The sequence below is a fragment of the Bordetella hinzii LMG 13501 genome (assembly GCF_001548475.1).
GTDB classification, from domain to species: Bacteria; Pseudomonadota; Gammaproteobacteria; order Burkholderiales; family Burkholderiaceae_B; genus Bordetella; species Bordetella hinzii.
In genome coordinates this window covers 78,115-104,289 of sequence record NZ_LRUJ01000005.1, presented here as the reverse complement: position 1 = coordinate 104,289, position 26,175 = coordinate 78,115, and the positions used below count along the sequence as shown (strand labels likewise).

19 protein-coding genes and 1 tRNA gene are annotated in these 26,175 nt (G+C 65.1%); 13 read left to right on the top strand and 7 right to left on the bottom strand.

The window, feature by feature from the left end; translation table 11 throughout:
* Positions 1-47 precede the first annotated feature (47 nt).
* From AXA74_RS05260 to AXA74_RS05245, 4 genes are all read right to left on the bottom strand, one after another.
* Positions 48-7,631, bottom strand: a complete 7,584-nt coding sequence (locus AXA74_RS05260; RefSeq protein WP_032979159.1) for a type I polyketide synthase — start codon at positions 7,629-7,631, stop codon at positions 48-50.
* 760 nt (positions 7,632-8,391) lie between these two features.
* The gene (locus tag AXA74_RS05255; RefSeq protein ID WP_029578535.1) at positions 8,392-9,771 is read right to left on the bottom strand and encodes a formimidoylglutamate deiminase; all 1,380 of its coding nucleotides are present in this window, start codon (positions 9,769-9,771) and stop codon (positions 8,392-8,394) included.
* Positions 9,768-10,355, bottom strand: a complete 588-nt coding sequence (locus tag AXA74_RS05250) for a HutD/Ves family protein (RefSeq protein WP_032972107.1) — start codon at positions 10,353-10,355, stop codon at positions 9,768-9,770. The genes AXA74_RS05255 and AXA74_RS05250 overlap by 4 nt, the downstream gene beginning before the upstream one ends.
* A gap of 118 nt (positions 10,356-10,473) precedes the next feature.
* A complete protein-coding gene (locus tag AXA74_RS05245) occupies positions 10,474-11,277 on the bottom strand; it encodes a sulfite exporter TauE/SafE family protein (protein ID WP_029578537.1) in 804 nt (267 codons plus the stop codon).
* Between the two features lie 85 nt (positions 11,278-11,362).
* On the opposite strand from AXA74_RS05245, the gene AXA74_RS05240 reads away from it, so the two are divergent.
* The gene (locus tag AXA74_RS05240) at positions 11,363-12,190 is read left to right on the top strand and encodes an AraC family transcriptional regulator (RefSeq protein ID WP_126623619.1); all 828 of its coding nucleotides are present in this window, start codon (positions 11,363-11,365) and stop codon (positions 12,188-12,190) included.
* Between the two features lie 10 nt (positions 12,191-12,200).
* A complete protein-coding gene (locus AXA74_RS05235) occupies positions 12,201-12,773 on the top strand; it encodes a FecR domain-containing protein (RefSeq protein ID WP_029578539.1) in 573 nt (190 codons plus the stop codon).
* Between the two features lie 6 nt (positions 12,774-12,779).
* Here AXA74_RS05235 and AXA74_RS05230 read toward each other — a convergent pair whose 3' ends face one another.
* Positions 12,780-13,238 carry a YkgJ family cysteine cluster protein gene (locus AXA74_RS05230; RefSeq protein WP_029578540.1) on the bottom strand — a complete coding sequence of 153 codons (459 nt, stop codon included), beginning with the start codon at positions 13,236-13,238 and terminating at the stop codon, positions 12,780-12,782.
* A 128-nt stretch (positions 13,239-13,366) separates the two neighbouring features.
* Here AXA74_RS05230 and AXA74_RS05225 point away from each other — a divergent pair, with 128 nt between their 5' ends.
* The 3 genes from AXA74_RS05225 to AXA74_RS05215 all read left to right on the top strand — a co-directional run bounded on the left by AXA74_RS05225 (position 13,367) and on the right by AXA74_RS05215 (position 16,444).
* Positions 13,367-13,969, top strand: coding sequence for a DNA-3-methyladenine glycosylase I (locus AXA74_RS05225; RefSeq protein WP_032956980.1), 603 nt, complete (start codon positions 13,367-13,369; stop codon positions 13,967-13,969).
* A gap of 126 nt (positions 13,970-14,095) precedes the next feature.
* A complete protein-coding gene (locus tag AXA74_RS05220; RefSeq protein ID WP_080700952.1) occupies positions 14,096-16,192 on the top strand; it encodes an AsmA family protein in 2,097 nt (698 codons plus the stop codon).
* 176 nt (positions 16,193-16,368) lie between these two features.
* A tRNA-Lys gene (locus AXA74_RS05215) sits at positions 16,369-16,444 on the top strand.
* Between the two features lie 91 nt (positions 16,445-16,535).
* Here AXA74_RS05215 and AXA74_RS05210 read toward each other — a convergent pair.
* Positions 16,536-17,273 carry a TrmB family transcriptional regulator gene (locus AXA74_RS05210; RefSeq protein ID WP_029578557.1) on the bottom strand — a complete coding sequence of 246 codons (738 nt, stop codon included), beginning with the start codon at positions 17,271-17,273 and terminating at the stop codon, positions 16,536-16,538.
* A 361-nt stretch (positions 17,274-17,634) separates the two neighbouring features.
* Between AXA74_RS05210 and AXA74_RS05205 the strand changes: the two genes are divergently transcribed.
* The 7 genes from AXA74_RS05205 (at position 17,635) to AXA74_RS24115 (ending at position 24,051) form a co-directional block, all read left to right on the top strand.
* Positions 17,635-18,918 carry an ABC transporter substrate-binding protein gene (locus tag AXA74_RS05205; RefSeq protein WP_029578558.1) on the top strand — a complete coding sequence of 428 codons (1,284 nt, stop codon included), beginning with the start codon at positions 17,635-17,637 and terminating at the stop codon, positions 18,916-18,918.
* 11 nt (positions 18,919-18,929) lie between these two features.
* Entirely contained in the window at positions 18,930-19,829 is a 900-nt protein-coding gene (locus AXA74_RS05200; RefSeq protein ID WP_032956982.1) for a branched-chain amino acid ABC transporter permease, read from the top strand.
* Positions 19,830-19,831: 2 nt separating this feature from the next.
* A complete protein-coding gene (locus tag AXA74_RS05195) occupies positions 19,832-20,782 on the top strand; it encodes a branched-chain amino acid ABC transporter permease (RefSeq protein ID WP_048940327.1) in 951 nt (316 codons plus the stop codon).
* Positions 20,779-21,528, top strand: a complete 750-nt coding sequence (locus AXA74_RS05190) for an ABC transporter ATP-binding protein (protein ID WP_029581576.1) — start codon at positions 20,779-20,781, stop codon at positions 21,526-21,528. The genes AXA74_RS05195 and AXA74_RS05190 overlap by 4 nt, the downstream gene beginning before the upstream one ends.
* The gene (locus AXA74_RS05185) at positions 21,525-22,196 is read left to right on the top strand and encodes an ABC transporter ATP-binding protein (RefSeq protein ID WP_197700149.1); all 672 of its coding nucleotides are present in this window, start codon (positions 21,525-21,527) and stop codon (positions 22,194-22,196) included. Before AXA74_RS05190 ends, AXA74_RS05185 begins: the two co-directional genes overlap by 4 nt.
* A complete protein-coding gene (locus tag AXA74_RS05180; RefSeq protein WP_032979158.1) occupies positions 22,193-23,125 on the top strand; it encodes a carbon-nitrogen hydrolase family protein in 933 nt (310 codons plus the stop codon). The genes AXA74_RS05185 and AXA74_RS05180 overlap by 4 nt, the downstream gene beginning before the upstream one ends.
* 137 nt (positions 23,126-23,262) lie before the next feature.
* A complete protein-coding gene (locus tag AXA74_RS24115; protein WP_126623618.1) occupies positions 23,263-24,051 on the top strand; it encodes a DUF4136 domain-containing protein in 789 nt (262 codons plus the stop codon).
* 196 nt (positions 24,052-24,247) lie between these two features.
* Here the strand turns inward: AXA74_RS24115 and glaH are convergent, their stop codons facing one another.
* Positions 24,248-25,171, bottom strand: a complete 924-nt coding sequence (glaH, locus tag AXA74_RS05175; protein WP_032979157.1) for a glutarate dioxygenase GlaH — start codon at positions 25,169-25,171, stop codon at positions 24,248-24,250.
* A 91-nt stretch (positions 25,172-25,262) separates the two neighbouring features.
* Here glaH and AXA74_RS05170 point away from each other — a divergent pair, with 91 nt between their 5' ends.
* On the top strand, positions 25,263-26,174 hold the full coding sequence (locus AXA74_RS05170) for a LysR family transcriptional regulator (protein ID WP_032963873.1): 912 nt from the start codon (positions 25,263-25,265) through the stop codon (positions 26,172-26,174).
* Position 26,175: the final 1 nt, after the last annotated feature.

Here is a 26,175-nt window from a genome sequence, read left to right as displayed (position 1 = left end):
GATCCCCGGAGCCAGGTGGCCCGGGGATCCATGGCATGTCTTGGGGGTTACTGAATCATACGCTGAGGCCCTTCGGCATCACCGTTTTTCAGTTCTTCGACAAAGGCGGTGATGGCGGTTGGCGAAACATCGGCAGCATGATCTGCCACCAATTTTTCGACGGTCGAGGCCACCTGGTCGCCGCCCGTGCCGGCGGTTTCGCCGCGCAACAGCTGGATAAGGCGGCCTGCCAATTTATTGACGGTCGGACTTTCCGAGAGCGCCATCACCGGCAGGCGGATGCCGAAGCGATTTTCCAATGCCACGATGAGTTCGACGCCCATCAATGAGTCCAGGCCCATGTCGTAGATGGAGCGTTCCGCGTCGATTTTGTCAGCCGATACACGCAGGATTTCGCCGATTTCGGTCTTCAGGATCTCGCCGAACGCGGTTTGCAGGGCGGCATCGTCCAGCGTGGCCAGCATATGGGCGATGTCATTGCCTTGGTCGCCATCGCTGTCACTGTCGCCGGCGCGACGGGCAAGGGCGCAGAACTTGGGCGCGCCGGCCGTGGGCAGGAAACGGTTGAGGGCATGCCAGTCCAGCTCCAGCACGCCCAGCCCGCTGCTGTCGGTCAGCAGCATGCTCTCCAGCGCGGCCAGGGCTTCGCGGGAATGGATGGCCGAGCCGCCCATGCGGCCTTGCAAGGCCTCCTTGATCTTTTCATTGCGGGCCAGGAAGCCGACGTCGTCGATGGCGCCCCAGCGCACACATGTGGCCGGCAAGCCGATTGCGCGGCGATGTGCCGCCAGCGCTTCAAGCCAATTGTTGGCCGCAACGTAATTGCTCTGTCCAGGATTGCCGAACAACGTGGTCGCCGAAGAGTAGTAGACGCAGAAATCTAGCGTCATGTCACGGGTGAGCGCATGCAGATGGTAGGCCCCCAGGACCTTGGCGGCCATGGTGCGTTCGATCTGCTCGGGCGTGGCGCTGCGCGCCAGGCCATCGTCGATGACCACGGCCGCGTGGACGAGGCCGCGCAAGGGCGGCATGGCGGCCGGCAGTTCGGCGAAGAGCTTTTCCAGCGCACGGCGGTCGGTGACGTCGCAGGCCGCCGCATGTACCTGCACGCCGGCTGCCGTGAGGGCGGCGATCGCCTCCTTGGCGCTGTCGGTACTGGGACCGCTGCGGCTGAGAAGGACGAGGTGGCGCGCGCCTTTTTCGACCAGCCATTGGGCCGTGCGCAGGCCGAAGCCGCCAAGGCCGCCGGTGACCAGATAGCTGGCGTCAGGCGCCAGGGCCAAGGCCCTGGGCGCGGCGCTGGCCGGCCGATGCAGGCGATGGATGCCATTGCGGTAGGTCACCACGATTTTGCCGATCTGGCGCGCCTGCTGCATGTAGCGGAAGGCGTCCACCACATCGTTGGCGTCGAAGACCGTATAGGGCAGCGGATGCAGCGCGCCCTCGGCAAACAGCTGCATCATCTCGCCGAATAGGCGGCGGGTGAGGTCGGGGCGTTCGCACATCAACTGGTCGGCATCGATGCCGAAATAGCTGATGTTGTTGCGGAAGGGGCGCAGCCCGATGCGCGTGTTCTCGTAGAAATCGCGCTTGCCCAGCTCCAGGAAGCGGCCGAAGGGCCGCAGGACCTGCAGGTTGCGGTTGATCGCCTCGCCCGCCAGGGAGTTCAGCACCACGTCCATGCCGATGCCGCCGGTGTCGGCGAGGATTTCGTCGGCATAGGATAGCGAGCGAGAGTCATAGACGTTGGTCACGCCCATCATGCGCAGGAAGTCGCGCTTTTCTTCCGACCCCGCGGTGGCGTAGATGTCGGCGCCGACCCATTGCGCATATTGGATGGCGGCGATGCCGACGCCGCCTGCCGCGCCATGGATGAGGATTTTCTCGCCTTCTTCCAGACGCGCAAGATGGTGCAGCGCGTAATAGACTGTGAAGAACGTGCTTGGGATCGTGGCCGCGGCTTCGAACGAGAAGTTGGCCGGAATGTGCGAAATGGCGCTGGCGCGCGTGAGCACGCGATCACCGAAACTGGCCGGGCCGAAGCCTACGACGGTATCGCCGGGACGGTAATCCGCCACGGCCAGGCCAACCCGGGTCACGATGCCGGAGAATTCCAACCCCAGTGTGGGACCGGCAAATCCGTTTTCGATCGCCTCATCGGACAGCAAGCCCAGCGAATACATGACGTCCCGGAAATTCAGGCCGGTGGCCTGGATGCGGACTTCGATCTGGTCGTCCGCGGGTTCGGCGGCGGTATAGCTTTCCCAACGCAGGTTGCGCAATTGTCCCGGGAAAGAGAAGCCCAGCCGGCAGGCCGTATCCGTTTCGGGCTCGTCGCGGGCGGGCGAGGGGCGATCAACGATGCGCAGGCGCGGGGCATGGCGTTCGCCTTCGGGGCCAAGCAGGATTTCGTCCTCGGCGTCGGGGTAGCGGATTTCGCGCGCCAGCGCCTCGACGGCGGCCGCGTCGCCTGGCAGGTCGACCAGGCGGATACGATAGTTGGACGCTTCGTTGGCCAGGGTGCGGCCATAGCCCCATACGGCCGCGTCGCCGATGGCCGGGATCTCGGGTTGCCCGCCGCCCATCGTGATGCCGGCATTGCGGGTGGCTATCCAGACCGTGGCGGCGGTGTCGGTGCGTTCGCAGGCCTGGATGAGGGCCGCTGCGAAAGCGCAGCGCCGGACCTGTATTTCCAAGCGCCCCGCGTCCTCTTCGCTGTCGGCGCCCCAGCCATCGAGCAGCACGATATCGTTCAGCTGGCCGTGGCGGCTGCGGGCCTCCTTGAGAATCGCATCCAGTTGCGTGGGGTTCAGGCCGGCAGCCACCATGCAGTGCTGGCCGCCGGCATGCAGCGAAGCACTCAAGGCATGGGCAAGCGCATTGTCCGGGCCGGATTTGCTGGCCAGGATGAGCTGCACCCGGGGCTCGGCCGCCGGCGCCATGGGGACGGCCTGCGGCGTGCTGGCCAGCAGCAGGTAGGCGCCCGTCCGGTTGCCGGCGGTGAGTTCGATCACCGGTTCGCAGGCCAGCCCTTTTTCCAGCAGCCAATGCTGCCAGTGGCTTGCCGGCGGCATGGCGGACAGATTGTCGGCGCCTTGCCACCAGTTGGCCCGTCCGCCGAAAACGAAATCCATCCATTGTGACGGGTGCGTGCCGCGCACCAGCAGCTTGCCATCGGGCTTCAGGCTGCTGCGGGCATAGGCCAATGCGTGGCGGCAGGCCTCCAGCGTGTCGAATTCGCAGTGGACGATGACCAGATCGTAATGCCTGTCGGGCATGGAGCTGCCGTCATCGGCCAACAGCACGGCCCGCGCATCCGGGAAGCTGTCCAGTTGGGAGTGGCGGGCATCCTCGACGGCCTGGTTGTCGGGCGAGGCGTAGCAGTAGTCGGCCACGTTGAAATCCAGCGCCGCGCAGCACGCCGGTCCGAAAACAGGGGTGCCTTGGGCGATTTCCAGCATGGCCAGGCGCTGGCCGCCCTGGCGTCGGGTCGCGGCGCGGCGCAAGGCCTGGGCCAGCACGGCGGCAAGCTGCTGGCCGCGTTCGGCACCCAGCAGCAGGCGGCTGATGGCGGTGGGCGTGACGGCGCGCGGGATGACGTCGTCGATTTCGATATTGCCCTGCAGAAGCGCGGGCAGGTGCAGCCCGAGGCGGCCCGTGGCGTAGATAGCGGGGAAGTAATCGGGGTACTCGCGCAGCAGACTGTTCCAGATGTCGGCGGCCGTGGGTTGTCCTTCCTCGTCGGGGAGCAGCGTCCAGCCGGTGGGCGACGGCAGTGCAAAACCGGCCGCGACCGCTCGCTGCAAGACGTGCTCGAAAAGTGCCGCTATCTGCGGGTTCTTGCGCAGGCGCCGCTCCACCAGCGCGGCCGACAGCGTTTGGCCGCCCGTGGTCTGGGCACGCAAGGCCTCCAGCGCCAGGCGGTCGCACAGGCTCTCCAGCAAGGGGTCGACTTCCTGGGCGTAGCGGTCGCTGCCTTGGTGCGCCGTTTCCACCACGCGCTGCAGCTCGCGGATCAGCGAGTCGGCATGCAAGGGGCTGTCCGGCGTGGGCGCCTGGGGGTGGGGGCAAGGGGTCAGCACGCAATCGACGAAGTCCAGGTGCTCGCCCGCGCCCTTGCTCAGGCGGATGCTGCGGAATCGCGCCTCCCGCACGCTGGCGATCCGGCGGCCTTCCGCGTCGAAGAGATCGAAGTCCGCGGTCAGCGAGTGGGGCGCGCGCTGGCGCAAGCGGGCGCGCGCGTACTTGGGCTGTCCTTGCCCGGCATGCAGGCTAAGGCGGCCGATCTTGGCCGGCACGAAGGCGATTCCCTGGCCGATGGCCGGATCGTCCTTGAGGAGCTGGATGATGAGCTGGAAACTGCAGTCCAGCAAGGCGGGATGCAGGTGGGTGCTGGCGAGTTCGGTCTCCAGGCAGGCATCCGGCTGGAAGACGGCTAGGACGCTGTCGGCGGATTCATTCCATCCGTGGGCAATGGCGCGAAAGGCCGGACCATAATCCAGGCCGACCGCGCGGGTGAGCCGGTTATGGTCGGCCTCAAGGAAATCGGGTTCGCGGGCAGGCAGGCTCAGGGCGACATCTTCGCCCAGCACGATGGCGCTTGCCTCCTGGCGGATGCGGCCCGTGGCCTGCGGAGTCCAGGGTTCTTCGCTGCCTTGCTCGCGCGCCTGGATGCGAAAACGCCCATCAGCCTCATCCAGTTCGAAACGCAGGCGCTTGCTGGGAGACGGGTTCAGCAGTAGAGGGGCGCGGATTTCGAGTTCCTCGATATCGGCGTATTGCCCCGGCCGCCATTGCAGTGCCGCGGCCAGCGCGAGTTCGGCAAAGCCGGTTCCCGGAAATACGGTGGCTTCGCCCACCACGTGATCGCCCAGCGTGGGATGCTGCTGCGTGTCCAGCAGGTTTTCCCACAGGCCTTTTTGCTGCGGATTGGGATAGCCCAGCAAGGGATGCACACGCTGGCGCGTGAGCAGCCCCGGCGAGTCGGCGGTCACAGCATGCCAATGACGCTCGCGTTGCCAAGGATAGGTGGGCAGATCGGCGTGCTCGCCTTTCCAAGGGAACAGCGCTTCCCAATCCACATTCGCGCCGCTCAGGATCAGCTGGCCAGCGATGTCATGGATCTTGTTGGGATCATCCCCGCCCCGCGAGGCGGTGATCAGGACACGGCCGTTCGCCTCGGCGGTGTTCAAGGCGTCCTTGAGATAGCCGCGCAGCACAGGGTGCGGGCCGATTTCCACGAAGATGTTCAAGCCGTCGGCGATCGCCGCTGCGCTGGCCGCCTCGAACAGTACGGGCAGGCGCACGTTGCGCCACCAATAGGCGGCGTTCAGCTTGCGCCCCACCTCTACCTGGCCGCTGACCGACGAGTAGAAGGGGATATCCGCGTCATGAGGTTTGATGTCGGCGAGCGACTGCCGGATGCCGCTTTCGATGGGGTCCATCGCCGCACTGTGGAAGGCGTAGTCCAAGTTCAGCCGGCGATGGAAAATACTGCGCTCCGATAGCACGGCTTCCAGCTCGTCGAGCAGGGCAGGACTGCCCGCCACGGTCGCGCCGCGATGGCTGTTGGCGCCGGCCAACGACAATCCCCGTCCCAGGCCGAGTTCCGCGATCAGGGCTTCGGTTTCGGCTGCGCTGATGCCTACGGCCGTCATGCGTCCTTTGCCCTTGGTCAGACCCTGGAGGCGGCTGCGGTGATAGATGACCCGAACGGCCTCGGGCAATGACAGCGCACCGCAAGCCCAGACGGCGGCGACCTCGCCCACGCTGTGTCCCATGGTCGCCACGGGTACGACACCACGTTGCGCAAGCATGCGCGTGATGCCGACCTGTAGCGCGAAAAGCGTCGGCTGGGCGATTTCCGTGAAATCGTAGCGATCGTTGGCGCTGGCGCTGCTCAGTTCGGCGGCCGGCGAGAAATCCGAATACTCGGAAAACAAGGCGTCGACTTCATGCACGGCCGAGGCGAAGACCGGGTCCGCCATGAGGCGCCGGCCCATACCTGCCCATTGCGATCCATTGCCCGAATAAACGAAGACCGGGCCCCGCGCATCTTGCTGGGCCGTCTCAGTGGAAACACGGTGCTTGGCCGGCTCGCCGTCGGCCAGGGATTGGAAATCGTCGGCCGCGCGGCGTTTGTCGCTCGCAAAGACGAGGGCGCGGTGCTGGTGCCAGTCGCGCCGCAGTGCGGCGTGATAGGCCAGGTCGTAGAGCGGCCTGCCCGTGTCCTGACGCAGATGCCGCGCCATGGCGGCGGCCGCATCGCGCAAGGCCTGCTGCGTCTTGCCGCTGACGATCAAGGGCACGGGAGCGTTTTTGACCAGCTTGGTGGCCGGGGTTTCGGCCCCCGTAGGGGCGCTTTCCAGGATGACGTGTGCGTTGGCTCCGCCGAAACCGAAGGAGTTCACGCCTATCGTGAGCTTGCCCTCGGGCCTGAGCGCGCGGTTCTGCGTGATGACTTCGATATTCCAGTCTTTGAACGCGATATTGGGATTCGGTGTGCGCACGCCTATGGTGGCGGGCACAACACGGTGAATCAGGGCGTAGACGGCCTTGACCAGACCCGCCACGCCGGAAGCCGGTTCCAGGTGGCCCAGGTTGCTTTTGACCGAGCCGATGGGCAGGGGCTGCGAGATTGAGCGGCGTTTGCCCAGGGCCGCGCCTATGGCGCGCGTTTCGATGGGGTCGCCGACCGCGGTGCCGGTGCCATGCGCCTCGAGATAATCGAGTTCGGAGGGCGGGATGCCTGCCTGCGCGTAGGCGCGGCGCATCAGCTCCGCCTGGGCGTCGGCGCTGGGCACGGTCAGGCCTGACTTGCGGCCGTCGGTGTTGACGGCCGTGCCGGCGACCACCGCAAGGATGCGATCGCCGTCGGCAATTGCCTGGTCATAGTCCTTCAGCAGGAAAATGCCGCCGCCTTCGGAGCGCACATAACCGTCGCCGGAAGCGTCGAAGACATTGCAATGGCCCTGGCGCGAGAGCATCGAGGCCTTGGAGAAAGTAATAAAACCATAGGGATGCAGATGCAGGCTGATGCCGCCGGTGAGCGCGTGGCTGCATTCTCCGCTCTGGATGGCGCGGCAGGCCTGGTGAAAGGCCACCAGCGAAGACGAGCAGGCCGTGTCCATGGCAATGCTGGGGCCGCGCAGGTCGAAGAAATACGACAACCGGTTGGCCGCGATACTGGACGTGTTGCCGGTGGCGGTGGAGGCCTCCACCGCGCCCAGGTCTTCCGAGATCCGGTAGGCGTAGTCCGCGCTGGAAATCCCGATGTAGACGCCGCAATCGCCGCCACGCAAGCTGGACGGCTTGATGCCGGCGTTTTCCATGGCTTCCCAGCTCATCTCCAGCAGCAAGCGTTGCTGCGGATCCATGAGCGCGGCTTCACGCGGAGAAATACCGAAAAAATCGGCATCAAACCGCGAGACGTCGCCCAGCGAGCCCGCGGCATGCGTATAGGCGGTGCCCGGCTGGTTCTTGTCCGGGTGCAGATAGGCGTCGGCCGACCAGCGCGATGCGTCCACTTGGGTGATCAAGTCTTTGCCATCGAGCAGGTCGGACCAATATTGTTCCGTGCTGGTACCCGGGAAACGGAATGCCAAGCCGATAATCGCTACGCGCTTTGCCATTTACTGTCCTTCCTGCCCGGGGAATGCCTGGCCGGCATGCCGTTGCGACGGCGGGCCGGCCTCCAGGGCGACTACGAATTGAGTGAAAACGCATGCGCGCCAACCTGCCGCGGAGGGGGCGGCGTTGATTCGATGCGGGCGGGATTGAGGCTCGCGGATGGGCCTCAATGTACACGCCTGGTAGTTCGGTGAGCGGGCAGGCCAATGCCGGAGGTCCGGCGTCGAGCGCAAAAGGCCTGCCACCTGTCGCTGGCGGATGTCGCCGCCGCGCCAGAAGCAGTTTGTTGGTTCATATTGTGTTGGCTGAAGCCCTACCGATCCGGTTTGCGGCCGGAACATCACTGGTATTGCGCCAAGACGAAGGTTCAGCATGACTCGTCACATCCGCAGGAGTTTACTGCATTATGCGTAGCAGGCCCGGCCAGGGTGCTTCAAACGTTGCCAGGGTTTATTCCGTTTGGATTCGGATTACGCAAGATGTTGCTTGGAGAGAGTGTCCTGGATCGCGGTTTGTCTCGTCATGTCTAAACTGGGATAGGCTGGCGAGGATAAGTATCGGCACCAATTGGAGGGTTGCCTTTCACTTACCCTACAGCGACGCAAGCGTATCCGGGGCGCCCCCGTTTCAGGGGCTACGGGCAGTGAAAAAGAGGCACGAATTGTTTCAGAAAGCACTCAAATTTCACAATTCTTTATTTTTTTGAATGCTTCCCGGGGCGTCTGGCCCCCGCGAAATGGCCAGACGCCGCGCCCGCGGCGCTCAGGGCGCGAGCAGCGCCCGGCGGGCGGCGATAAAGGCCGTGGCGGCCTCGGCGGCCAGGGGATGGCGGCCGTTTTCGACATATTGCCGGCCGCCGATCCAGGCGGATCGCAGCGTGTTGGCGCGGCTGGCGGCAAAGACGTGGGAAGCCAGCATCTGCTCGGGGGATAGGCCCGCCAGGGCTGGCTGGGCCGCATCCAGCGTGAAGAAGTCCGCCAGCCCGCCCACGCGCAATTGGGCGCTGCCGGGGCGGCCGCTCGCCTGCGCGCCGCCGTCCAGAGCCTGTTGCATCAGGGCCTGGGCCACCTGAGGGGAGGCGGGCAGGGCGCCGATATTGCGTTCGCGGCGGGCCAGGCGTTGACTGTATTCCAGCATCAGGATTTCTTCGGCCGCGTCCACGCAGATGTGGCTGTCCGACCCCAGGCCCCAGGCGCCCCCGGCGTCGCGCCAGGCGGCAAAGGGAAAAATGCCGTCGCCGAGATTGGCTTCGGTAGTGGGGCACAGGCCGGCCACGGCGCCGCTGGCCGCGCCGCGGCGGATTTCGGCTTCGTCCAAGTGGGTGGCGTGCACCAGGCACCAGCGGGCATCGACGGGTGTGTGATCCAGCAGCCATTGGACCGGACGCTGGCCGCTCCAGGCCAGGCAATCTTCCACTTCCTTGGTCTGCTCGGCGATGTGGATATGGACCGGAGCGCCGGGCGCGATGGCGTCCAGCCCGGCCAGGGCCGCGTTCAGGCTGTCGGGCGGCACGGCGCGCAGTGAGTGCGGCGCCAGTCCCAGCACGGCGCCCTGGGCATCGCACAGGGGCTTCAGGCGCTCCAGCAGGCGCAGCATATTGTCGGTGCCGCGGATGAAGCGGCGTTGGCCATCGTTGGGCGGCTGGCCGCCGAAGCCCGCCGTCTGGTAGAGCACGGGCAGCAGCGTCAGCCGCATGCCGGTGCGCCGGGCCGCCTCCAGCAGAGCCAGGCTGAGCGTGGCGTCGTCGGCATAGGGTTGGCCGTTGGCATCGTGATGCACGTAGTGGAATTCACAGGTGCTGCCGTAGCCGGCCTGCAGCATCTCGATGTAGAGCCAGGTGGCGATGTCTTGCAGGGACTGGGGATCCAGCCGGTTGGCGAACTGGTACATCAGGGTGCGCCAGCTCCAGAAGCTGTCGCGGGCCTGGCCGCGGTATTCGGTCAGGCCGGCCAGGGCGCGCTGGAAGGCATGCGAGTGCAGATTCGGCATGGCGGGCAGCAGGGGGCCGTCGGCGCGCGGCGCATCGCCGGCCGGGCTGTTGGGCCGCACCGAGGTCAGGCGGCCCGCGCCGTCCCATTGCAGGCACACGTCGCGGGCCCAGCCTTCGGGCAGCAGCGCGTGTTCGGCAAAGAGGGTGTTCATGCCGGGGCTCCCGCGCGGCGCGACAGGCGCACCGCGATAAGCACCGCCTGGGGCCCGGCCGGGGCAAGCGCCATGGGTCCGGCGGCCGTCGTCCAATATCCGCCTTGGCCCGTGGCCAGCTCATGGGCGCCGTCGACCGTCCAACTGCCCCGGCTGACGTAGAGCAGCCCCCCGTCGCTGGCCGGCAAGTTCGAGGCCGTGCGCAGGATGTCCATTTCCGCGCGCCAGTCCTGGCGGCGCGTCATCACATTGAAGTCGCGTGTATCGCCGCCGATCAGTGCGGCGTGGATGTCCGCCTCGCCGGGAAAGGCAAAGGGCGCGAGCACCGTATCGAGCCGGTGATCGATGCGTCCATCGTCCGAGCAAAGACGCACGCCGTCGCCCTCGAGCAGCGTGATGATGCGGTCGATGCCCGGGAAGGCGGAGAAGGGGCCGTCGGCGCGGATATCGGCGATGCTGACACGCCAGGCGAAGCTGTCCATCGTGGCGCCAGCCGGAAAGCAGGCGAGTTCGCGCGTGGTGCCGCCGCCATTGCGCCAGGGCGTGGCCGTCACGGCAGCCGTGTCAAAGAGTTGAAGCGTCATGCTGGGACTGTCATAAAAGGGATGGGGACGACCCAATGATAGGCAGACCCGGGCCCGCCCAGGCGATGGCATGGCCGCCTGGGCGGGCCGTTCCCAGTTTCCGGGAACGGGCAGGCGCTCAGCGTAGCGTCATTACGACAAAGACGAGGACCAGCAGGCCGATATAGATCCGGGCGTGCAGGCGGTCCGGGATCCGGCCGGCCAGCGGGGCGGACAGCCGGATCCCGGCATAGGCGCTCAGGGTGAGCACGATAAAGGCCCGCAGGTCCACATAGCCGGCGTGCCAGGGCCCCGCCGGCCCGCCTTCGCGCCAGGCCAGCAGGATATAAGTGAGCGTGCCCACGACGGCCACCGGCAGGCTGAGCGGATTGGCCATGGCGCTGGCCGCGGCCATGTCCAGGCCACGCCGGCGCATCAGCGGGACGGTCATGACGCTGCCGCCCACGCCCAGGAAGGTCGCGATCGCCCCTATGCCCAGGCCGGCGCCGGCCGTGGCCGCGGCGCCCAGGGGGCGGGCCGGCGCGCCGTCCAGGAAGCCTTTGCGTAGCAGGCAATCGGCGATGGTGATGCCAAGATAGGCGAGAAAAGCCCAGCGCAGGACGGCCCCGCTGGCCAAGACGGCCAGGGACGCGCCGAGCACGGCGCCCAGCGCGATATAGCCCCCCAGCGGCCATATCCAGGACCATTGCAGCAGGTGCGCCCGCCGGCGGGTGGCCAGGCCGGCCGAGGCCATCATGACGCAGGTGGAAGTCGCGATGGCGATATGCATGGCCGATGCGGCTTCGGCGCTGCCGGGGGCATGCGTGGCAAGCAGGCCCTGGTAAAGCAAGGGCACGACGACAAAGCCGCCGCCAAAGCCGAACAGCAGGGTGGTCACGCCCGCCAGCACGCCGAAAAACGCCAGGATCAAATAGAAGGACATGCTTTCTCCCGTCTTGCCAAAGACGATAGCCGAGGCTTTCCTGGCGTACATTCGAATTTCTGCCATCCATATTCGACTTTCCGCCATGCGCAATATCGCCATCACCGAGATCGAGAATACGGACCGGCCGGTGCTGGCCATCGGCACGGACTATCCGCCGGGCCAATTGCTGGACTGGCACCGCCATCGGCGCGCACAACTGCTTTATGGCGCCACCGGACTCATGCAGGTGGCGGCCGGGCAGGGCGCTTGGGTCGTGCCCAGCGGGCAGGCGCTTTGGATACCCGCCGGCGTGGCGCATCGGGTGCGCATGCTGGGCGTCAGCACGCGCAGCGTTTATATCGAGCCGGCCCGCGCGCCGCGCCGCTCGGCCGATTGCGAGGTGCTGGAGGTCAGCGATCTGCTGCGCCAGCTGCTGCTGGAGGCGGTGGACATGCCTTTGCATTACGACGAGCAGGGGCGCGACGGCGCGCTGGTGGACCTGCTCTTGCACGAGGTGTCGCGCGCGGCCAGCCTGCCTCTGCACATACCCTTGCCGCAGGGCGATCCCGCGCTGAGCGCGGCTTGCCTGGCCTTTATGCGCGTCCCACGCATCGATGAGCGTCCGGCCTTGTGGGCGCGGCGTCTGAACCTGAGCGAGCGTACCTTGCTGCGGCGCTTCCGCCACGCCACGGGCATGTCTTTCGCGCAGTGGCGCCAGCGTGCCTGCCTGGGCCAGGCCTTGGCCGAGCTGGCGCGCGGTGTGCCAGTCACCACCGTGGCGCTGGACCTGGGCTATGAGAGCCCGGCCGCATTTTCCACCATGGTGCGCCGGGCGCTGGGATGTCCGCCTTCCGCGCTGGCCCGCGTCCCTTTGTCGCGGGGCAAGACGCGCCGAGCTTCCTATAATCCGCGCATCGCGTCCTTCGCCTGAGTCCCGTCCCATGTCCGAGTCCCGAGTCAGCCCCCGCCCTTTCTGGCGCAAGCATTTCCTGGCCATCGTGCTGGTCCTGATCTCGCTCGGGCTGGCGCTGGCCTTCACGGTCAACTGGGTGTTGCGGGAGAGCAGCCCGCAATTCAGCGCCCAGGTCAATACGCCCGAGGGGCAATCGCGGGAAATCAAGCTCGAGGATGGCAGCGAAATCATCGCCGGCGGCGGCACCGAGCTGGGTGTGGGCGTCTATGCGCGCCGCCGCGATGTGAACCTGGCCCACGGACGGGTGTATTTCCGCGTGGTGTACAAATTCCGCACCAATCTCAATGTGCGCATGGGCGTCAACGAGATCAATGTGCTGGCCTCGGCCATGGCCACGCCCGACACCCTCTTTGATGTCCAGCTGGACGAGGCGCGCCTGGCGGTGCGCGTCCAGCAGGGCGAGGTCAAGGTGCGCACGCAGTCGGCCGGCCCGCGCGAGTTCGTCGAACTGTCCGCCGGACAGGCCGTGGTGGTGGACCTGAAGAAGATGCGCCACGAGGTCAGCCGGATCGACCCGGCCAGCGTGGGGGATTGGCGCTAGCGCTTCCTAGGCCGCGCGCGGCTGGTCCGATGGCGTGGACGGGCCCTGAGGGTCGTTTTCCGCATCCGGACGCGGGCCCAGCGGGGCCAGGCCCAGTTGCGCGCGCAGGCGCTGGCAATCGGGGTTGGGGCTGCCGTCGGCCTGCCACATGTCGAATTCGCGGCAGGGCGTGGAGCGGTTTTCGTAGATATCGCAATGGATGCCGGGCTGGCCCAGTTCGCCGCGCAGCGAGACGCAGCGGCCGCCGCCGCGTTCCGTGCCCTTCATGCAGACACGCGAAGGGCTGATCTGGGTGACGAGCGCCTCGGGCACGCTGCCCCCGTGGATGTCCACCTCGCCAAAGTAGAACGACACCCGGAAGTGCGCGCAACAGGCGCCGCAGCTCAGGCAGGGGTTGGCGTCGGGCTGTCCGGTAAGGTCGGCCAGGGAGACAATGGTGGTGGGGTCTGGCGTGAGTCGCGTCATGGCGAGGTCCGTGGGTGTCGGCCTGGCGCGGCTCGCGCGCCGACGCGCAATAGTAGCAGGGCGCCGGATTGCCCTGCCCGGTCAACCCCGTCAAAATGTCCGGGTTCCGTATTCCGACAAAAACCATCATGCCTGCTCGCCTGGATTTTCCCGATGGCCGGCCCCGCTGCGGCTGGGTCGACGATTCCGACAGCTATCGTGCCTACCACGATGAGGAGTGGGGGCGGCCCAGCGCGGACGACCGCCATCTGTTCGAGCAGATCTGCCTGGAAGGCATGCAGTCCGGCCTGAGCTGGCGCACCATCCTGAACAAGCGTGAAGGCTATCGGCGCGCCTTCGCGGGTTTCGATATCGACCAGGTCGCGCGATTCGGCGCGGCCGATGTCGAGCGGCTGGTGCAGGATGCCGGCATCGTCAGGCATCGGGGCAAGATCGAGGCCATCATCAACAACGCCCGGCGCGCGCGCGAAATGCGCGAGCGCGAAGGATCGCTGGCCGCTTTTTTCTGGCGCTTCGAAGGCGCTGACCGGCCGCTGACCGATGGCGCGCCGACCGCCGAGGCCATTGCCTTGTCCAAGGCGCTGAAGAAACTGGGATGGTCTTTCGTCGGTCCGACGACGGTCTACGCCTTCATGCAATCGGTCGGCATGGTCAACGATCATCATGCCGAGTGCTATGCCCAGGCCTTGTGCGCCAAGGCGCGCAAGCAATTCAAGCGCCCGGGGGCGTGACGACTATTTGCGCTTTGTATCCTGGCGCTGCGGCGGGGTTTCTCCATGGCGGAGACTGCGCTACCCTGAAGCGGAGGCTGCCGGTGGCAAGGTGCTGCCCGCGGCGCGAGCCTAGGCGCAAACACAATGACAACCCGGCGCAAGATCCTCCTCGCGATCATCCTGGTGCTGCTGGCCTTGCCGGCGGTGTTCGCGGTCGCGGTCGGCAACCTGGACTGGAACCGCTTCAAACCCGTGATCAATGAAAAGGTCACGGCCGCCATCGGCCGGCCCTTTGCCATCCGGGGCGACCTGAGCGTCAACTGGGACCGCCAGCCCCAGGAGACCGGCTGGCGCGCCTGGCTGCCCTGGCCGCGGATCACCGCCTCGGACATCATGATCGCGAATGCGCCTTGGGGGCGGGCTCCCGCCCTGGCGACGCTGGAGCGCGCCACCTTCACGCTGGCGCCCCTGCCGCTGCTGACCAGGCATGTCGTAATACGCCAGGTGCAGCTGTCCCACCCCTCGGCCGATCTCGAGCGCCAGGCCGACGGCACGGCCAACTGGGTATTCGTCATGCCCGATACGGGCGAGCCGTCGCCCTGGAAACTCGATTTGAACGAAATCGGCTTTGACCAGGGGCGCGTGGGCTACCACGACGCGCAGCTGAAGGCCGAGCTCGAAGTCCTGGTCGACCCCTTGGGCAAGCCCGTGCCCTTCGCCGAACTGGCCGGCAACGCACTGGATGCGGCGCAGGATGAGCCGGCCGCCGACCCGAAACCCGCGCCCGCGGATTACGTTTTCGGCTGGAAGATCAAGGGCAAGTACAAAGACCTGCCGGTGCAGGGCGAGGGCAAGGTGGGCGGGATGCTGGCCCTGCGCGACGCCTCGCAGCCTTTTCCCCTTCAGGCCGATGTGAGCACGGGATCGACCAAGGCCTCGGTGGTGGGCACGCTGACGGATCCGCTGCAGCTGGGCGCGTTGGACTTGCGCCTGAAACTCTCCGGCGCGTCGATGGCCAACCTCTATCCGCTGACCGGCGTGACCTTGCCCGACACGCCGCCTTATTCCACCGACGGCCACCTGCAGGCCCGGTTGCACGAGGCGGGCGGACCGGTCTTTCACTACCGCGGCTTCAACGGCAAGGTGGGCGACAGCGACCTGCACGGCGACATCAGCTTTGCGCTGCAGTCGCCCAGGCCCAAGCTCAGCGGCCAGCTCTCTTCCAGGCTGCTGCGCATGGCCGACCTGGGGCCGCTGATCGGCGTGCAATCGGGAGGCGGCACCACGGCCAAGACCATCAAGGCCGAAGGCGAGAAAAGCCTGGCCCAACCGCCGGACAAGGCGCTGCCGGTACAGGTCTTCCGCACCGACCGCTGGCGCGACATGGACGCCGACGTCAAGCTCTCGGCCGGGCGCATCGTCCATGGCGACACCCTGCCGCTGACTGACCTGGACGTCGGCGTGGCGCTGCAGGACGGCCTGTTGACCCTGGATCCGCTGCGCTTCAACATGGCGGGCGGACGCCTGGACGGCAAACTCAGCCTGGACGGGGCCAAATCGCCCATGGCCGGGCGCGTCACCATGAGCGCCCGGCGCCTCCAGCTCAAGCAGCTGTTTCCCAAGACCCCGTCCATGCAGCGCACGCTGGGCGAGCTCAACGGCGATGCGGCCCTCGCCGGCAGCGGCAACTCGGTGGCCGCGCTGCTGGGGTCGGCCAGCGGCGACACGCAGCTGCTGGTCAACGACGGCGTCATCAGCCGGGCCCTCATGGAAATCGCCGGCCTCAACGTCGGCAACTATGTGGTCAGCAAACTCTTCGGGGACGACGAAGTCAAGATCCATTGCGGCGCGGCCGATCTGCAGATGAAAACCGGCGTGATGAACACGCGGCTGTTCGTGTTCGACACCGACAACGCCGTCATCACCATCGACGGCACCGTCAACTTCCGCAGCGAGACCATGGATCTGGACATCTCGCCCGAAAGCAAGGGCTTCCGGGTGTTCTCGCTGCGCTCGCCCCTCTATGTGCGCGGCACCTTCAAAAAACCGGAGGCGGGCGTGCATGTGCTGCCGCTGGCCGCGCGCGGCGCCGGCGCCGTGGCCCTGGGCGTGCTGCTCACCCCGGCTGCCAGCCTGCTGGCCCTGGTGGCGCCTAGTTCCCCCCAAGAGAACCAGTGCGGCGAGCTCTTCCAGCGCCTGAAGCAGCCCGCCAAGGGCCGCGCCGCTCCGGCCAAGAAGTGAGGCCCTGGGGCCGGGAGCGGACTTTTTGGGACGCCGGTTGGACAAGCCCAAAAATCTATGTATAATTCGGCCTCTCGCAATTGCAGCGGTTCTGCAGCGAAATAAGGCAAGCGTCTCAAAAGCCCCCGGGCCTCGAATTGCTTGCACATTTCCTCGGTGATAACACTGCATGCGCCGGGCTGTTAGCTCAGTTGGTAGAGCAGCGGACTCTTAATCCGTAGGTCGAGTGTTCGAGCCACTCACAGCCCACCAGAATTCGAAAATGGCCGCACCATCGGGTGCGGCCATTTTTTTTGTCTTATGCACGTGCGCGGGCCGCCCATCCATGGGCGGCCATTTTTTTTCAGCCCGCGGGCAGGCACGAGGCCCAGAAGGCATCGAAGAGCATGCGCTGGTGTTGGGCGTGTTCTTCGCTTTCGATGATGAGGCCGTAGTTTTCGCGCTTGGATGAAATCATGGCCACGCAATTGCCGTAGATGAGGGTGGTCATCGCCACGCTGGTCTCGGCGGGGGCCCATCGCAGTTCGCGCAGTTCGGCCTGGCTGGCGGGCCAGATGTCGTCGGTGTCGCGGCTGCGCGAGCGGATGACGCGCATGCCTATGCCTTTGGCGATGCGGGCGTCGCGATAGCGGTTGATTTCTTCCAGGCCGGGGACTTCGCGCAGTTCTGACATCGAGAAGGTGGCGCGCAGGGGCTGGGTGGCGTTCAGGCTGTCCCACAGGACGGTGCGGATGCCTTCGGGGCCTTCGTAGAAGCGGGTCTTGGGCTTGCCTTTGGCCTGGTTATACAGGGATCGCAGTTCGGGCATCATTTCCGTGACCATGACGCGCCTGGCGGCCACGTATTCGAGCAGCACGGAGGGGTCGTGCGCCACGACGTGGCGTTTGCGGTCGGCGCCCTCGATCTTCAGCAGGCCTTCTTCTTCGAGCCGCAGGACGGCGTCGTAGGTGGTGGTGCGCGGCAGGCCGGCGCTGGCGGCCAGTTCGGATACGGGGACTTCGCCCAGTTCGATGGCGGCCCGGTACACCCGGTAGAGATTGCCGCTGATGCCCAGGCGGCCAAGCTTCTCTTCCAGATCCATTCTCGATGCGTCTCCTTTGGTGGGCCGGCGGATGCGCGGTCCGGCGGCGGTATGTCTGAAGCGGCTAGACAGTAGCAAACAGGGAGCCGGGTGTCCATGTGTTTTGAATGTCGGAAGACGCCGACATAAACATGGGTTTCTTGCGAAGCCACCCATGAAGCTCTGCATTTAATGATTTAAAAATCCAATAAAAACAGGTTGTTATGCTAAGTTCAGGGTTAACCCATAGGCGAATTTCATTGACGGATAAATCCGTCATAAATACACTGCCGGCTCGATGGACAGGTCCGGTGCGGGCCGCGTCCGGCGCCGGCCGCGCGTGTCTTCGGCCGAAACGTCTTCATGTGAAAGAGGGGAAGCAATGAGGTTGATAGACAAGGGTTTGCTGGCCGCCGTGCTGGGCGCCGCCGCCGCTTTCGGGCAGCCGGCCTGGGCGGCCGAGCCGGTGCGCATCGGGGTGTCGACTTATTTGTCGGGGGCCGGCGCGGTCTTCGGGGTGCCGGCGCAGCAGGCGGCCCGTTTGCTGGTGGAAAAGATCAACAGCGCCGGCGGCATCAAGGGGGCGCCGGTCGAGCTGACCTTTATCGACGAGAACCATGGCGTGGACAACGTGGTCGTGGAGTACCGCAGCCTGGTGGAGTCGGGCAAGGTGGACGCGATGATCATCGGCCTGTCCAGTTCGATCTGCCTCGCCGTGGCGCCAGTCGCCGAGCAGTTGAAGATGCCGACCATGCTGTGGGATTGCGGCACGGAGCGCATCTATACCGATGCCAAGTACGACTATGTTTACCGGACTTCTGACTACACGCCGTCGAATAATGTCGCCACGGCGCTGTACATGCTCAAGCTGATGCCGGAGATCAAGACAATCGCCGGCATCAACCAGGATTACGCCTTCGGACGCGACAACTGGGCGGCTTTCCGCGGGGCGGTGCAGGCGCTGCGCCCGGATGTGAAGATCGTGGCCGAGATGTTCCCCAGGCTGGGAACGTCCGATTATTCGACGGAGATCTCCCGCCTGTCGGCGCTGCGCCCGGACGTGGTTTTCACGACGCTGTGGGGCGGCGATATGAACACGTTCGTCAAGCAGGCTTCGTCGCGGGCGCTGTTCCGTCATTCGCGCCTGGTGGCCGCCAATGGCGAGAGTTCCATGCAGCAGTTGGGCAAGGCCTTCCCGGAGGGGGCCATTGTCGGCATGCGCGGCGATAGCTGGGCCTTCAATCCGGCCATGGCCGGCAATGCCGAGCACCAGGCTTTCGTGGCTGACTTCGAGAAGCGCACGGGCGCCTACCCGAGTTTCCCGTCGTATCACATGGCGCAGGCGGTTCGGGCGGTCCAGCAGGCGCTCGAGGCGAACTGGGACGGCGACCGCAAGACGCTGCAGGCCGCGCTGCTCAAGGGCTGGAATGGCCTGGAGCTCAATGATTTCACGGGTCAGCTGAAGCTGCGCGAGGACAAGCAGGCGATGGAGGGGCAGTTGCTGGGCGTGGCAACGGAGAAAAGCGGGCAGGATTTCAAGACGCTCAAGCAGTTGCTCGTCATTCCGCCCGAGCTGACTTCTCCTCCGGTGGGTGTCAAGAGCGATGACTGGTTCAAGACGCTTTCGCCGGATGTCCTGCAGCGGGTCGGCACTCCTTCTGAATAAACGGTTCCATCATGCAGCAAACGCTTTTATTGGCCACGCTCGATGGGTTGGCGCAGGCCTCGGTGCTTTTCATGGTGGCCGTTGGGTTGAGCCTGATCTTCGGCATCATGCGCATCCTGAATGTCGCCCACGGCAGCTTTTATGCGCTCGGCGCCTATGGCGCCGTGACCCTGGGCCTCTGGCTGGCCGGCCCCGAGGGCGGGATCTGGACGTATCCGGCCCTGCTGCTGGCGGCGGTCGCCATCGGCGTGACGCTGGGGCCGCTCATCGAGCGCTTTCTGTTGCGGCGCATCTATGGCAAGGAGCATGCGCTGCAGCTGTTGCTGACCTTCGGGGTCTTCATGATCCTGGAGGATCTGCAGAAGATGGCCTTCGGGGTGGAACCCCGGTTCAATGATGCCCCGCTGGCCATGCTGGGCATGGTCGAGGTGGGCGGCATCTACTACACCGCCTATCAGTTGTTCGTGCTGCCGCTGGCGGCGGTCGCCGTGATGCTGGCGCTGACGTTCTATTTCAACAAGACACGCCAGGGCAAGCTGATCGCGACGGTCATCGAGGATTATGAAGTGGCGCGCGTGCTGGGCATCAATGCCAGGCGCGTCTACACCATCACTTTCATGCTCGGCACGACGCTGGCCGCGCTGGGCGGGGCGCTGGCCTCGCCCACGACGTCGCTAGTGCCCGGCGTGGGCGCCGATTCCATCGTGCTGTCGTTCGCGATCGTGGCCACGGCCGGGCTGGGGCATTTCCAGGGTACGGCGGTGACCGCCGTGATCATCGGGCTGGTGCAGGCCTTGTGCGTGCATCTGTTGCCCGCGCTGTCCTCGGTTGTTCCCTATCTGGTCATGACCGCCATTCTGCTGGTCAAGCCTTACGGCCTTTTCGGCAAGCCTCAAGTCCGTCGGATCTGAAGATGAGAAATTTTTCCAAAAAGACGGCGGCCGCCTGCCTGCCCCTGCTGCTGCTCGCGGCCTTGCCGCTGCTGGCGCCCTCGCTGCGGCCGCTGGCCACCATGGCCATGGCGATATCGTTCTGCGCCCTGGGCCTGTTGCTGCTGCTGCGCGCCGGGCAGGTGTCGTTCGGCCACGCGCTCTATTTCGCCTGCGGCGCCTATGCCACGGCGTACGGCGCGCGCCATGTGAGCGCGGATGTGTTGGCGGTGATTGTCATGGCGGTCTTGTCCAGCGCCGCGCTGGGCGCCATGCTGGGCCTGATCCTGTCCCGGTATCGCGACATCTTCTACGCCATGCTCAATCTGGCTTTTTCCATGGTGGGCTTCACCCTGGTGCTCAAGCTTTACTCCCTGACGGGGGGCAGCGACGGCATGACGGTGCGTATCCTGTCCCTGGCCGGCGTGCCGCTCGATGTGGAGGTGTTTGGCTGGGCCTTGTTCTATACCGCCCTGGTGTTGCTGGGCCTGGCGCTGCTCGCGGTGACCCGCTATTTGAACTCGCCTCCCGGGCAGGCGTTGCCGGCGCTCAAGACCAATGAGACCCGGCTGGAGTATCTCGGCATTTCGGCGCGCCAGGTGCTCTATGTCGGTCATGTTTTCTCCGCCGCGCTGGCTGGCCTGGGCGGCGCCATCGCCGCCATGGCGACGGGGCATGTCACGCCGGAGATGGCTTATTGGAGCCGTTCGGCCGAATTCGTCTTCATCGCGGTGCTGGGCGGCATCGGCAATGTGCTCGGCGCCCTGCTGGGCGCGGTGTCTTTCGAGGCCGTGCGCAGCGTGGCGAGCGCCTATGCGGCCAATTCCTGGCAGTTGATCATGGGGGTGGTGCTGGTGGCCATCGTGTTGTTCGCGCCGGCGGGGCTGTTCGGCCTGGGCCTGCGTGTGTTCGGCCGCAAGGAGGCCCGGCAATGAAAGGGCAGGCCATCATCCGTTCCGAGGATCTGCATGTCGAGTTTGGCGGCGTCAAGGCCGCCAATGGCGTGAATCTGCAGATCTACCGCGGCCAGATCGCATCCATCATCGGCCCGAATGGATCGGGGAAGACCACTTTCCTGAATCTGTGCACGGGCTATGTGCGGCCCACGCAGGGCAGCGTGCGCTTTGGCGACCAGGATTTGACCCGGCTGGCGCCGCGGGCGATCACGCGCCTGGGCATCGCCCGGACGTTCCAGCTGCCGCAATTGTTTTCCGAGCAGTCCGTGCTGGAGAACCTGTTGCTGGCGCTGGCGGCGCGCGATGGTTTCTGGACGCTGTCCTCGCTGTATCGCAAGCCGGCGCGCGAAGAGGCCGAGGAGCTGTTGGCCATTTTCGGCCTGCTGCCGCAGGCCGCGCGCCAGATCGGCTCGCTGCCGGAAGGGGTGCGCAAGCTGGTGGATATCGCGGTGGCGTTGGCGCTGTCGCCCAGCCTGCTGTTGATGGACGAGCCGACCAGCGGGGTCAGCTCGCAGGAGAAGTTCGAGATCATGGACATGCTGGTGCCGGTCTTGCGGCAGCGTGATATCGCGGCATTGCTGGTCGAGCACGATATGGAGCTGGTCGAGCGTTATATGGATCGCGTCATTGTCTGGAATGCCGGCCAGGTGGCCGCCGACGGCCCGCCCGCCGAGATTCTCCAGGACGAGGCGGTGCTGCGTAATGTGATCGGAGGCGTCCAATGATGTTGCAGGCAAGCAAACTGGTGGCGCACATCGAAGGGGCGAAAGTCCTGCGCGAAGTCGATCTGGATATCCGCGCCGGCGAGACCGTGGCGCTCATCGGACGCAATGGCGCGGGCAAGACCTCGCTGCTGCGCGGCATCATGGGCACGCTGCCGCTGGACCAGGGCAGCCTGCGCTTCCAGGGCCAGGATCTGTCGGCGCGCGAGGCCCATGCGCGCGCCGGACTGGGCATCGGCTTTGCCCCCGAAGAGCGCCGCCTGATCGGCAAGTTCAGCGTGATCGAGAACATGATGGTGCCGGCCTGGGCGTGCAAGCTGGGCGCGTCCCAGGTCCGCGAGCGCCTGGATCTCATCTATTCGGTGGCGCCCGAGCTTGCGCAGCTGACCTCTCGCCTGGGTGGCTTGTTGTCCGGCGGGCAGCAGAAGATGGTGGCGCTCGGGCGCGCGCTCATGGCCGGCGACAAGCTGGTGCTGCTGGACGAGCCTTTCCAGGGCCTGGCGCCGGCCCTGGCCCTGCGCTATGCCGACAGTCTCAAGACGCTGCGCGCGCGCAAGCCCGATCTGGCCATTCTGATCACCGAATCCAACCCCAAGCTGCTGCGGCCGATGGCCGACCGTGTCGTCACCATCGAGCGCGGCGAAATCATTTCTCAGGAGTCGTCGCAATGACATTCAAGGCGGCGGTCGTTCAGACCGCATCGGTCCCGTTCAACAAGCAGGCCACCGTCGAAAAAGTGGTCGCCAAGATCCACGAGGCGGCTGGGTTGGGCGCCAAGCTCATCGTCTTTCCGGAAGCGACCATCTCGGGCTATCCGAAGGGCAGCGATTTCGGCGCGCGGGTCGGTGGGCGCCTGCCCCGCGGGCGCGAGGAGTTCCTGCGCTATTTCAACGGGGCGATCACGGTGCCGGGCCCCGAGGTCGAGGAGATCGCCGCGGCGGCCCGCGATGCCCAGGCCTATGTCGTGGTCGGCGTCATGGAACAGGAGATCGGCACGCTTTATTGCACGGCGCTGCACTTCTCGCCCGGCGGCCAGATGATAGGCAAGCATCGCAAGCTGATGCCCACCGCCGTCGAACGCCTGATCTGGGGTTATGGGGATGGCTCCACGCTGCCCGTGTTCAACACCCCCTACGGGAAGATGGGCACGGTCATCTGCTGGGAGAACTATATGCCGCTGCTGCGCATGGCCATGTACGGCAAGGGCATCCAGCTGTATTGCGCGCCGACCGCCGATGACCGCGACGAGTGGATCACCAGCATGCGGCATATCGCGATGGAAGGGCGCTGTTTTGTGTTCTCGGCCTGCCAGTACATCACCCGGGGCGATTATCCCGAGGATTATGACGCGATCCAGGGCAATTCGGCCGATACCGTGCTGATGCGCGGCGGCAGCGCCATCATCAGCCCCTCGGGCCAGCTGCTGGCCGGCCCCGACCATGAGGGCGAGTGCATACTCACGGCCGACATCGATCTGGACGATGTCACGCGCGGCAAGTATGACTTCGATGTGGTCGGGCACTACGCCCGGCCGGACGTGTTCAAGCTCGTCGTCGACGAGAGCCCCAAGCCGCCGGTCGTGACCATCGGCCAGGCGTGACAAGAAGGCGGCTCCCTGCCGGGAGCCGCCCGTCCAAGGCGCGCGGCGCGCCCATGCCGCCCATCAACAAGGTGTTGCCGGCGGAGGTAACCTCCTGAAACCCGGATATTTCCCGTGGGCTCGGGGATTGTTGTCTGGTGCAGGACTTTATGGGAGCCTATAGGCCTTATCTTTGTGTGGCGCCAACCATGGGAAGAAAAATGAAGGCCGTTAAAGTTTTTTTTGCCTTTCTGGTAGTGGTTGCTATTTCTGGTTGTGCTGGTTTTAGGCCCCCGGTTTCATTCACGACTGATGTGAATTCTTTTGCCAGCGACGAGGCGGATTCAAGAAAGCATTATTTTTTGACACCTGTCGGTAAGGGTGTGTCCGCAGACGATCTCGAATTCAAAGAGTATGCGCGCTATGTAGACAAGATATTGGATGGCAAGGGGTATGTAAAAGAACCAGATTTGAAAAATGCCGAAATAATTATTCGGATGGAATATGGCATAAGTGGACCTAAAACCCAGAAATCCACTTACTCGATACCAATTGTCAACCAAACCGGTGTGTTGGAGTCTAAAACCACTGGCAAAGTGAATGCTGCTGGGAAGTACACCGAAACTACAACCTATACGCCACGGTACGAGGTGACCGGATATTCCACTGGTGTAAATATCCGAACGATTTTCACTAGCTGGGTGAGTTTACAGGCGGTGGAGGCCAAGGTGGCCAAAAATAAAAAAGAGCAGGTATTTTGGCAGATACAAGCCAGTAGTACTGACGAAAATGACGACCTGAGGCTTGTCTTTCCGTATATGGTGGCGGCTATGGAGCCGTATATAGCCGTTAATACAGGAAAGCGCGTGAGCGTGACTTTGAATGAGAAAGATCCGCGGTTGACGTTCCTTACTGGTCAGCCAGTGCAGCAGAAAAAGCAGCAGTAGATTTCGAACGAACGGGCCAGCGTGTTGTGGATAGCCCCCGACCGTAAAGACGTGGCCTTTTGGGCTCCCGCTTTAGTGTCGACGGCCCGCGAATCCCGTTGTCCTTCAACTGGGGGCGCCTCCGATGTCGCGGGCGCCCGTCATCCGGTGCTGCCGCCGCGGTTCTAGGAGGCGTGCCTCGGGCCCGAGCGGGATATCAGCGCGCGAACAGGCCCCGGATGCGCATCAGCTCGCGGTGCAGCTGCTCATGCTTCTGGAACGGCGCGCGGCCGTGCAGGTAGAAGTAGTTGTTCAGCACCACGAGCTCACCCGGCGGCAGCGTGATCTCTTGCACGCCGGCGCTGCTTTCCATCGACGCGGACAGGTCGTGCAGGTACAGGGCCTCTTCGAGCGTGGCCGGCTGCACGAATTGGTCGATGAAGCAGATCGCCAGCCCATAGCGGTTCTGGAAGAAAAGCGGCCGTTCGACTTGTTCGGCCACGTTCTTGGAGGCCGGGGACTTGTAGAGCAGGGGCTTGGTCGCCAGGGGATGGTCGAGGAAGTCGCCGATGTCCTGCCAGTCGTCCAGGTGCAGGAAGCGCGATTCGCCGCCCACGGCATTGCGCTCATCGAACTTCATCATCAGCAGCCAGTCGGTCGCCTCCGACACATAGGTACCGTCGGTATGCATGGTGAAAAGGCGATAGGCCTGGCGCAAATAGGAGTCGCTGTTGTCCGTGTGCTTGACGAAGAAGCGCGCGTAGTATTTGCCGGACATCGAATCATGGTTGGCCGGCCCGAGCAGGTAGGCCACGGCGGTGCCGAACTTGACGAAGTCATCGGGGTCGCTGGACAAGCCTTGCAGCCCGATGGTGAAGCCGCCGTGCTCGCGGGTCTCCACGATGGCATTGAGCGTGGCGCGCAGCTCCGCACCGCAGGCCTTCGTCAGGGTGTCGGCCAGCTTGAAGCGCATGAAGGGCACGTATTCCAGGTTCTGGACATCGACGTCCTTGACCATGGACAGGAAGCGCCGCAAAGCCTCCGGATCGACAGTCACCTGCTGGACCCGGGTGTGGGTGGGGTGATCTGTCACCTTGACGGTGCCCGAGAAAAGACGCTGGGCGTCGCTCATGTCATTCATAATGATCTCCTTTATTGAAAGCTGTTCTGGAAGTCATTAGACGTGACATCACCCCGCGGTTAAACGGGCGGCCATCGATACTTTGTTTGGTATGAGCGATCAAAACGTAGAGACCCGCACGCTGCGATACTTCGTCGCGGTCGTCGAGAATCTCCATTTTTCCAAGGCCGCGGACCGCCTGGGCATCTCCCAGTCCGTGTTGAGCGTGGCCATCCAAAAGCTGGAGGCGCAGCTCGGCGTCAAGCTGCTGTTGCGCAACAAACGCCAGCCGGTATCACTGACCGACGCCGGCAAGACCTTCCACGCCCATGCGCTCATCGCCCTGCAGCATATCGACCAGGCGATACAGATAGGCATGCAGGCCGCGCGCGGGCTGGCCGGCGTGGTCAAGGCGGGCTTCGTGGGCTCGGCGGTCACGACGGGCGCGATCCAGGGGGTGTTGAGAAGCTACCGCGCCGAGCACCCGGCCGTGCGGGTCGAGATCCTGCCCATGGAAACCCCCGCCCAGCTGGAAGGCCTGAAGAACGGCGCCATCGACGTCGGCATCTTGCGGGCCAGGCGCGAGTATCCCAAGGGCGTGGACGCCATCGTGCTCCAGTCGGAACGCCTGGCCGTGGCCATGGCGGACAATCACCTGCTCTGCCTGAAGGACGAGCTGTCGCCGGCCGATCTGGCGCGGGAGTCTTTCATCATCCCGCAGTTCGACGAAAGCGAGGGTTTTTCCGAGATCCTGGCCGACCTGGGGCGCGCGGGCGGATTCGCGGGCCAGCCCCACCAGCGCGTGAAGGACTTCATGTCCGCCATCGCCCTGGCGGCCGGCGGCTATGGCGTGGTGCTGGCGCCGGAGTCCATCATCCGGCTGTCGCCGCCCGGAGTCACCTACAGGCAGATCACGGGATTCGACCGTCGCGTCGACCTGGCCCTGGCCTTCCGGACGCGCGGCAATTCGCCGGCGGTGCTTGCCCTGATCGACAAAGTGCGCGCCGCCGGGCAGGCGGCATAGC